The organism is Flavobacterium denitrificans DSM 15936, assembly GCF_000425445.1.
In the GTDB taxonomy this organism is placed as follows: Bacteria; Bacteroidota; Bacteroidia; order Flavobacteriales; family Flavobacteriaceae; genus Flavobacterium; species Flavobacterium denitrificans.
The window spans coordinates 1,085,235-1,091,419 of record NZ_KE384377.1 but is presented as its reverse complement, the minus strand read 5'-3'; the positions used below and the strand labels follow the sequence as shown (position 1 = coordinate 1,091,419).

Below are 6,185 nucleotides of genomic sequence, written 5' to 3'. Positions count from 1 at the left end.
TATACTTTTATGAATTTTATAGTTTATATTTTATTTAGCGAAAGCAAGAATAAATTCTACATTGGATTTACTTCTAATTTAGAAGAAAGACTTATCAGGCATAATCAAAAAAGCAAAGGTTTTACAGGAAACGTAAATGATTGGAAGATCACTTATACTGAAAAATATGAAACTAAGGAATTAGCCCATAAAAGAGAATTACAGATCAAATCTTGGAAAAGTAAAATTAAACTCCAGGAGTTAATTAAAAGCAAAGATTAGCTCAGCTGGATCAGAGCATTCCGATTTTTCATCGGAAGTGGTCGGGGGTTCGAACCCCTCATCGCCCACAAAGAAACTCCTTAAGAAATTTAGGAGTTTTTTTTATGTTTATTTCGCAATCAAATTATTAGTCGGAAGTGAAATACTTTTTACAAAGATTAATCCATCAAACATTTCTGAAAGCTTTTTTTGATACAAATGATTTTTTTTAGGATCGAAACCTCCACCACCTGCAAATACTTGTTTAGATTTCTTTTGGAAGAAATCTGAGGAACTGCTATTTAGTGCTGTAGACATATCAATAAAGTAAATTTCGTCCTTAGCTTCAAAAAATGTTTCAGCATAAGTTTTAGCAAATGGCTTATTGAATTCAACTTTTCTCCATCTTGGTTTTTCATCTTTATCAGAAAAATAACCCGCTTGCGTACCTATACCAAAATCAAATCCAACACTATAATAATCGTTTTTATAATATTCTTTCAAATGTTTTCCTAAATTATCAACGCTGTTTTTTCTACCAGGATTATCAAATCCTTTATAGTCAATATGCGCATTGTGAGCCCAAATAAACGCTTTCCCATTTTTTGATTTATTTTCTACTATCCATTTTACATTTTCAAACATTTTTAAATCTCTAACTTTACTTAAGGGATTTTGAACGTAGTAAGTATATTGGGATAAATAATTTAAAGCTCTTATTGCTGAATTGAATTCATCGACATTCTCGGGTTCAATTTTTTTTCTAAAATCGAGTAAAATACTTTCAATTTCATTTAGCTTTGGAGTTTGGATATCAGCCCAATCAGTTTTACCAGTGTAATCAACTTTTTTTTCTGCACAACTATCAGCTACTAAAAGAAGTTCTTCACTCACAGGAATATTATATTTTGTTACTAAATTTCGTATTTCCTGATTTATTTTTTTAACGTTTTGAATGTCCATACTATAAAAGCGAATTTGGTCGTCCTTGCTTTTGCCAAGGTTGTAATTTCTCATCCATTCCAAAAGATTGACCACTTCTTTGCAATTCCAAAATCCGATGCTAAAATTGTAGGCAATAGTTGCTGCGTTTCCCTTTCCACCACTAATCCATTCATTTATTGCAGCTTCAGAGGTATATGAATCCTCCATAATAAACACTTTGATATTTTGGGTTTCTACCAAATATTTAAAGAATTTAGCTTTTATATTGAAAAATTCTTTTCCTTGGTGAGTAGTTTCTCCAAATCCGAAAACTTTTGCATCGGCAAACTTTTGAGGTACATTATTACTAAATATCGTAAGATTCGTATTTGGATTTGCATCTTCAATTTTGATTGCATTTTCGTTAATCCAACTTACAGCTTTGTCATCTTGGGCATAGGTTTGAAATAATGTAAAAAAAGTAATTGCTGAAATAAATTTTCGCATATTTGATTGTTTTTAATGTTTTAGAATTGGTTTATGAGAGCTATAAAATGATATGATTACACCATATTTAAGTAGGATACATGCAATAATTTGTTTTTTCTTCGGACTAATATAGAAAATGTTATTGCTAATAAATTGTTAACTATTTAAAATAAAAATGATTTTCATCATCCATTTCCACCTATCGAATTTTCTTTAGATTCTTCAAAATGGTTCGTATACTAATTTAGTCAAAATCAAAAAAGCAAAGGATTCACTGGAAAAGTAAAAGATTGGAAAGTAGTATATACTGAAAGTCACAAAAACTCATTTTTTTCAATTAAAAACTTTTACTGACGTTAAGTTTTGTAAATATTTAACTTACTTTTGGTTTAACCAAAATGTTAGTTATAAAAGTAAAATATGAAAAAAATTATTCTAAGTATCTTTGTTCTTAGCCAATGTTTTAATGTACAAGGACAATCGATTGATAAAATCATTACGAAAAAGGAAGTAACTCGTATCGAGAAAATACTTTCAGCTGATGACATGCAAGGCAGGAGAACTTTTACTCCTGGTATTGATAAAGCATCGAACTTTATAGAATCAGAGTTTAAACAAATCGGTTTGCAAACTTTTAATGGAGCAACAAATTACAGACAAGAATTCTCGATGACTGCCTCTAAAGCAGTTTCTTCAAAAATTACTATTGACGGTAGAGAAATAAATAATAACCAAGTTGTAACATTTTCATACCTTCCTCAGGTTTCTTTAACTGAAAAAAGCGATATTTCTGTAGTAAAAATCAACAAAGGGGATAACATTGGCCAGAAATTTAATGAATATTATAAAAGTCCGAAAAATCTTTTGGTCCTAGTTGACCCTTCATTCGAAAAAGTTTTACCAAACATTCAACATATTGATAGAATAACGGCTAATCCTGGAAACAATACAGTTATGTTTGTTTTTGGCACTACAGAAGCGACTACTTTTTCTGTAGAATTAACAAATACAATCTCCAAAAAAACATTGAATAATGTTGTTGGAATATTGACAGGAAAAACGAAACCAAATGAGTATGTGATTTTTTCTGGACATTATGATCATTTAGGGGTAGGTTCTCCAGAAGAAGGTGCTCCGCATACTGCAACAGACTCTATTTACAATGGTGCAAATGATGATGCAGCAGGAACAACAGCAGTAATTATGCTTGCGAAATATTTTAAAAAACAAAACAACAACGAGCGCACTATTATTTTTACCACATTTGTGGGAGAAGAATTAGGTGGTTACGGAGCCAAATATTTTTCGAAACAGCTCGTGCCAGAACAAGTAATTGCGATGTTCAATATCGAAATGATTGGAACAGAATCTAAATGGGGGAAAAACTCGGCTTATATCACAGGCTTTGAAAAGTCGAATATGGGACAGATTTTGCAAACTAATTTAACCGGAACAAATTTTACATTTTATCCAGATCCTTATCCAGACCAACAATTATTCTACCGTTCAGACAATGCAACATTAGCCAGACTTGGAGTTCCTGCTCATACCATTTCTACTTCAAAAATGGATAATGAGCCATATTACCACACAGCTGACGACGAATTTGAAACGTTAGATATTGACAACATGACACAAATAATAAAATCAATTGCATTAAGTTCTTCTTCTATTATTAGTGGGAAAGATACGCCGACAAGAGTAGATAGTACTCAATTGAAATAATGTAAGCCCATAAAAAAACTCCTTAAGAATTTAAGGAGTTTTTTGTACGATTTTAGAGCTAGAGAAATTCTTAATCATTAACAAAAAACGCATTGTAGCTTTCTTTTTTGTCTTTTTGATACTTTTCGATATAAGCATCTAAAAATCCGCTTTGTTTCAAAAATTGCAATGGATCTGTTATATTTAATATTTCTTCAATTGCTTTTTGCTTGTCTTTTTGTTTGTTAAAATACGATTCTATTATTTTATAACCCATCCAATATCCTAAATCATTTGGTCTGTCGTCTTTTTTAGAAGTTCCATAAAGCCAATCTTGAATGTCTGTATTTTTTAATCTTGAAACAAATTCTTCGCCTAATTTATCTTTGTTTTGCTCTCCATATTTATATGAAATTTGATTTATTGATTCTCCAGAAATAAGTTCACCAATAAAATCGGCACCGCCTTCAAGCAAACACCATTTCAGCAACATATCTTTACCAGTAATATTTTGCTGATAATGAATAAGTTCATGCGCGATTAAGCCCGAAACGCCGTCTAGATTTTGAAGTTTTTCTATTCCAATTATTATTCCTTCTGGAGCAGAAGTTCCCCCTGAATTAAATCTTCCGTAAACAAAATAAATAGGAGGAAATTTGGCATTAGGATACCAATATTTTAATGCGCTATAAATCGCTCTAACTCGCTTTTCTTTACTAGAAAGATTGTCCAAAACATTTCTTGAACGCTCGTAATCAGCTTTTCTTTTCTTGGCAACTGAAAAAAGAGAATCAGCATTAATTATTCTGTTTTCAGTAAAAGCTTTAATTCCTGGCGAACCTTTTTCAATATATTCCTTAAACGGATTTTCCTTTGATTTATCCATTTTATCAAAAGCTATCCAGAAATTTTTTGAATCTTTTGTCTCAAAAACAGCATCCATCGGGTTATTTGAGAAATTGGTTTGTCCGAAATGAGAATTAGAAAAAGTAAAAAGAACTATGGCAAGAATTAATTTTAACTTCATATAATATTTTTTTATTTAAAGCTTGTTTGAACGAATATAAGAATATTTTCACTCTTTGATTTCAGCATTATGTAACAAAATCTCTAAAAAGCTACATATACTAAATCAATATAGATTTTGTACCAAGAAAACAACCAATAAAAACTTTAAGAATATGAATTTATCGCAATGGCTCATCTTTATTTTTGTTCTGCAAATCATCCATGGATTATCTACTTGGAAACTTTATATTAAAGCGGGAAGAAAACCGGTAGAGTCATTTATACCAATTTATAATTTAATAATAATGATGAAAATTATAAAGCGCCCGCGTTGGTGGGTTATTTTGCTTTTTGTCCCTATTATTAATCTTTTAATGATTCCTGTATTTTGGATTGAAATTATTAGAACTTTTGGAAAAAATTCAACAAAAGATACCGTACTCGTTTTAGTGACATTTGGCTTATATATTGCTTTTTTAAACTATTCTGCAAAGCTCACTTATATTGAAAATAGAGATTTAGCACCTCGATCTAAAACAGAAGACACTTTAGGTTCACTTGTATTTGCAATCATTGTGGCAACGTTGGTACATACTTATATCATACAGCCCTTTACAATTCCGTCTTCATCCTTAGAAAAAACATTATATACAGGAGATTTTTTATTTGTAACCAAATTTAATTACGGCGCAAGAACTCCTATGACGACAGTTGCATTGCCGATGGTTCATGACTCAATTCCGTTTTTGGGCAAAAAATCTTATTTATTTAATGATGATGTCACAAAAAAAGAAACATCATTTTTAAACAAATTGCAGTTGCCTTATTTTAGATTTCCTGCGATTGAAAACATTGAACGAAATGAAATTGTAGTTTTTAATCAACCTGCAGATACGCTGCGAGATATGGATAATTTTCATCCAGATCGAAATTACTACAAACCAATAGATAAGAAAACAAACCTAGTTAAAAGATGCGTTGGAATACCTGGAGATTCTTTAGAAATTCGTGAAGGAAATATTTATATCAATGGCAAATTATCAATATTGCCAAAAAGTGCAAAACCACAATATAACTTTTTGATCGATACCAAAGGTACTGCTATCAGCCAAGAGGATCTTGTACATATTTATGGTGCAAGGGAAGGTTTGAGGTACGAAAATGGGGCATTTGCACTTACAGATACCGGCGAGTATTATTTAACCTTGACAGATGACGAAGCTAAGTTAATAGCAAGCAACCCAGTTGTAAAAGCGGTTAAAAAACAATTGTCGCCAAAAGGCGAGGATGGAAATGTATTTCCTCATGTGCCGTCTTTAGGCTGGAATATAGACAATTATGGCCCTATTTATATTCCTAAACAAGGAAAAACTATAAATCTGAACTTAGAAAATTTGCCTTTTTATAAACGAATCATCGAAGAGTATGAGCATAATAGCTTAAAAATTGACGGCAAGACAATTATAATAAACGGAAAACCAAGCAATACTTATACTTTCAAGCAGAACTATTATTGGATGATGGGAGATAACCGTCAAAATTCTTTAGATGCTAGATTTTGGGGCTATGTTCCTTTTGATCATGTTATCGGAAAGCCCGTATTTATTTGGTTTAGTTGGGAAACGAATGGAGCCGGAATTAACAAAGTAAGATGGAATCGTGTTTTTTCTTTAGTTAATGAAAATGAACCAAAGTCTTATTTAATACATTTTGCGCTATTTGTAGTGCTTTGCAGCGTGGTAAACAAGTTTATGAAGAACCGAAAAAAAAGCCCTAAGCTATAAGATTAAATAAGTCCTTTAAACTTTTATTTCTTATTA

Annotated in this window: 5 protein-coding genes and 1 tRNA gene; 4 read left to right on the top strand and 2 right to left on the bottom strand. The window is 31.1% G+C overall.

The genetic code is table 11. The annotated features are described in order from the left end of the window. Together H600_RS0116710 and H600_RS0116705 are read left to right on the top strand one after the other, a co-directional pair. Positions 1-261, top strand: a 261-nt coding sequence (locus H600_RS0116710) for a GIY-YIG nuclease family protein (RefSeq protein ID WP_245176584.1), incomplete at its 5' end; no start/stop codon positions are given. Further along, a tRNA-Lys gene (locus tag H600_RS0116705) sits at positions 256-329 on the top strand. The genes H600_RS0116710 and H600_RS0116705, both read left to right, overlap by 6 nt. Positions 330-369: 40 nt before the next feature. Here the strand turns inward: H600_RS0116705 and H600_RS0116700 are convergent. Beyond that, positions 370-1,671, bottom strand: a complete 1,302-nt coding sequence (locus H600_RS0116700; protein WP_026729859.1) for an erythromycin esterase family protein — start codon at positions 1,669-1,671, stop codon at positions 370-372. Positions 1,672-2,073: 402 nt separating this feature from the next. Here H600_RS0116700 and H600_RS0116695 point away from each other — a divergent pair, with 402 nt between their 5' ends. Further along, positions 2,074-3,378, top strand: coding sequence for a M20/M25/M40 family metallo-hydrolase (locus H600_RS0116695; protein WP_026729858.1), 1,305 nt, complete (start codon positions 2,074-2,076; stop codon positions 3,376-3,378). Between the two features lie 70 nt (positions 3,379-3,448). On the opposite strand, the gene H600_RS22225 is transcribed toward H600_RS0116695, so the two are convergent. Continuing rightward, a complete protein-coding gene (locus tag H600_RS22225) occupies positions 3,449-4,384 on the bottom strand; it encodes a DUF2268 domain-containing putative Zn-dependent protease (RefSeq protein WP_051234444.1) in 936 nt (311 codons plus the stop codon). Positions 4,385-4,538: 154 nt separating this feature from the next. Between H600_RS22225 and lepB the strand changes: the two genes are divergently transcribed. Continuing rightward, a complete protein-coding gene (gene lepB / locus H600_RS0116685) occupies positions 4,539-6,149 on the top strand; it encodes a signal peptidase I (RefSeq protein ID WP_026729857.1) in 1,611 nt (536 codons plus the stop codon). The last annotated feature ends 36 nt before the right edge of the window (positions 6,150-6,185 follow it).